Origin of the sequence: Robbsia andropogonis, assembly GCF_000970345.1 — a bacterium.
Lineage (GTDB): Bacteria > Pseudomonadota > Gammaproteobacteria > Burkholderiales > Burkholderiaceae > Robbsia > Robbsia andropogonis.
Genome location: NZ_LAQU01000107.1, coordinates 1 through 2,965 on the forward strand (window position 1 = coordinate 1; position 2,965 = coordinate 2,965).

At 56.7% G+C, this 2,965-nt stretch carries 2 protein-coding genes and 3 tRNA genes; 4 read left to right on the forward strand and 1 reads right to left on the reverse strand.

The features are described 5' to 3' along the window. Nucleotides 1-406: 406 nt before the first annotated feature. Nucleotides 407-649 carry a hypothetical protein gene (locus tag WM40_RS26090; protein ID WP_046154496.1) on the reverse strand — a complete coding sequence of 81 codons (243 nt, stop codon included), beginning with the start codon at nucleotides 647-649 and terminating at the stop codon, nucleotides 407-409. A 392-nt stretch (nucleotides 650-1,041) separates the two neighbouring features. Here WM40_RS26090 and WM40_RS26095 point away from each other — a divergent pair, with 392 nt between their 5' ends. The 4 genes from WM40_RS26095 (at nucleotide 1,042) to WM40_RS26110 (ending at nucleotide 2,901) form a co-directional block, all read left to right on the forward strand. Then, entirely contained in the window at nucleotides 1,042-1,920 is an 879-nt protein-coding gene (locus tag WM40_RS26095; protein WP_157793805.1) for a 2OG-Fe(II) oxygenase, read from the forward strand. Nucleotides 1,921-2,495: 575 nt separating this feature from the next. Continuing rightward, nucleotides 2,496-2,581: transfer RNA gene (locus WM40_RS26100), tRNA-Tyr, on the forward strand. A gap of 136 nt (nucleotides 2,582-2,717) precedes the next feature. Continuing rightward, nucleotides 2,718-2,791: transfer RNA gene (locus WM40_RS26105), tRNA-Gly, on the forward strand. A gap of 35 nt (nucleotides 2,792-2,826) precedes the next feature. After that, nucleotides 2,827-2,901, forward strand: a tRNA-Thr gene (locus WM40_RS26110). The last annotated feature ends 64 nt before the right edge of the window (nucleotides 2,902-2,965 follow it).

The window sequence follows — 2,965 nt, forward strand, 5'->3', positions numbered from 1 at the left end:
TCCAGCCGCTTACTCCAATACCCCAGATGCACTCATAACACCGCACCACGGCGAACCACCCGTGCGCATGGGTGAGCGCGGCCGCGCACGCGCGCCACTACCATGCCATGCTTCAACAGCGCACCGCGACCCACGCACGCGATACCACCCCACCTGATCCACCCCCACCCTAGTAACCCCCTCGACCCAGAAATTGGCGACCAATCGCGCACTTGCCGCATTGCCGGCAAGCGTCGCTCGCGACGATAAATGCGTTCCGATCCTGTTCGGACAGCGCGGCGAAGGCTGTGGGATCTATGCCGTTTGCGGTGAGGACATGCGATGTGGCGTTCGCCGCTGTCATCGCTTTTTCGTACAGACCTCGGCAAGCGCTATCGACATAACAGAAACCGTCGTGTACCGCAACCTACTTGCTATCATCTCCCATGTCTTTCATTGCTTGTTTACAGCCGACCGTGGCGGGTGACAGAAAGCTGTTCATCTGACATGTCCCATTTTTGCAACTGAGCCCGGATGCGCAACCGGCGATGATATTGCTATCTTCACCGCAGGCACCGCCCAATTGTCGGGTAACTTCGTTCTTCGCGTAGGTGTTGCCGACGCAAAAGGCCATCGCCCACAAAAGAATGAATACAAACCATTTGTTCATATCGTTTTCCTAAGTAAAAGATAGAGTCCCTTTGCTTGAGAAGTCGGATGCTCGCTCCTAACCAGCGATCGTCTGCTCAGCGAGATCCATCTGAGCATGGTTCGCTTGATTAATGCACTTAAGGCAATCGTGGACCGGAACGATGCCAACTAGCCGCCGGTAGGCTGATGCCTGCTCGGCACAGTCGTGTGCCCTATCGACCCAGGCAGCGCGCCCGTACGCGCCGTGGAAAGGCCCGCTAGAGGGGTGTTTGACGACGGTCGCCGGGCGCTTGTCGACAATCGTCCCGCTGCGATCAAATCAAGCATTTGCAGCGCTACTTCACCTAAATCCATGAGGAGCGGTCAGGATTGATAGAATGATCAATCTCGCGAGCGATGAGGGGGAGTGCCGTGTCCGGTTTCTTCAATGACAGCGTTTTGGATGGTTTCAGCGGCGACGCATTCGGGCGACGTGAACCGTTCCCCTGGCAAGCCTTCGAGACGTTGCTGCTGCCCGAGAAATTCACGGCTTTGCTGGAAAGCTTTCCCTCTGTGGCGCTTTTCGACACGCATCGCGGCATAGCGCGCGCTGATCAGCAACGTTCGCACGACCGGTATTATCTGGCGTTTGAGCGCAATATCTATCGCGGCGAGAATGCCGCGCCGGGTGTCTACTGCCGTGATGGGGGCGACAATGAAATGGTCGGCCCCTTGTCAATCGCACGCACGGAAGATCTGGCGTCGTCGGGTAAGGCCATTGCCCCGACAACGTCCGCGCCGCTGTCAAAATCGGGCGTGGTGGACCTTCCGGACCTACCTGCGCCATGGCAGGCCTTCATGGAAGAGATCCGTAGCAGTCGACGATATCAGGCGTTTGCCGAGCGCGCCTTCGGTGTTCAGCCAATGACCGTTCGATTTGCCTGGCATCTCGGATTCCAGGGGGCGGAAGTGTCGCCGCACCGTGACACCGATAAAAAACTCGGTACGCACATCTTTTATTTCAACACGGCGGCGGATTGGTCCGAGGAGTGGGGCGGCAGTATCCTCGTACTAGGTGATAAAAAGGTCCGACGAAAGAATCCTGATATCACCGACTTCGGGTCGGTGAGGGCTGTCGACATCCGCGATAATCGCAGTTTTCTATTTAAAAATACGGTCACCGCCTGGCACGGCGTTGATGCACTGCGCTGCCCACCGCAACGCTATCGCCGACTGTTCAACGTTATTTTCGAGCGTGTAGAACCACGGCCGCGAAAGACGTTATTTCAGAGACTGACGGGCATGCGCTGAGACGGCACACGCGCGGTGCCGAGCGCACCGCCTTGGACCGTCTTTACAGCGGTTCTCTGTATGGCACCTTCATCGCTGATGGTGGAGGCCTATAACGGCCGCGGATGCTTGAACGTCGATACTGCGCAAGCTGGCCGTCCGCCACGCATTTCTCCTCGCGTTGATAACGCTAATAGTTTGTGGTGTCGCGCTACGACGAAGACAGCATAGACCGACGCCGACGGCAACGCCGTGACAGGTTTCGTCTATATCCGAAGGAGACCGCTGAAATCGTCGCAAAAAACGAGCGTATGGTGGCTCGCTGATGACGTACAAGGCGGTGTATGCGTGGCTTATTTAGTCAATCGGCGTCTGATGAGACGCACCGTACATTCCGATGATCACGGGATCGGCACCGATCCCGTTCGAAAGCGCATGGAGGGTCGACGGGTATGCGCGAAACATAACCCCTTTGAGATCCCGCATGCGTTGACAGCGTCTGACGATGCAGGCTAAGCGGAGTAACGGCTTACCGTGTTGGCGCAGAAAATGGTTGACAGTCCTCGGGAGTATCTCCATAATCTCGAATTCTCTGCGGAGGGGTGCCCGAGTGGCTAAAGGGGGCAGACTGTAAATCTGTTGGCTTACGCCTACGTTGGTTCGAATCCAACCTCCTCCACCAGAATTCAAGTCAAGTTACCTGAAGGCTCGACGGTGTGGCGCAAAAAGCGGTAGTTGCGGTGCGTCGTGATCAGGCTTTCAGGTGGTTTGCAGCGCAGCAATAAGGCAGGCGAAGGAATTCGAGCGGTACTGAATCCGCGGGTGTAGCTCAATGGTAGAGCAGAAGCCTTCCAAGCTTACGACGAGGGTTCGATTCCCTTCACCCGCTCCAGGTGTTGTGCAGTTTGTTTTTGTAGCGCCGGTTTCGCCCATGTGGCTCAGTGGCAGAGCACTCCCTTGGTAAGGGAGAGGTCGGCAGTTCGATCCTGCCCATGGGCACCAGTAAGCTGATCAGTGTGTTTGCGCGCGGCGCAACGGATGAATAGTCCTGTTTAGGAGTCGACAA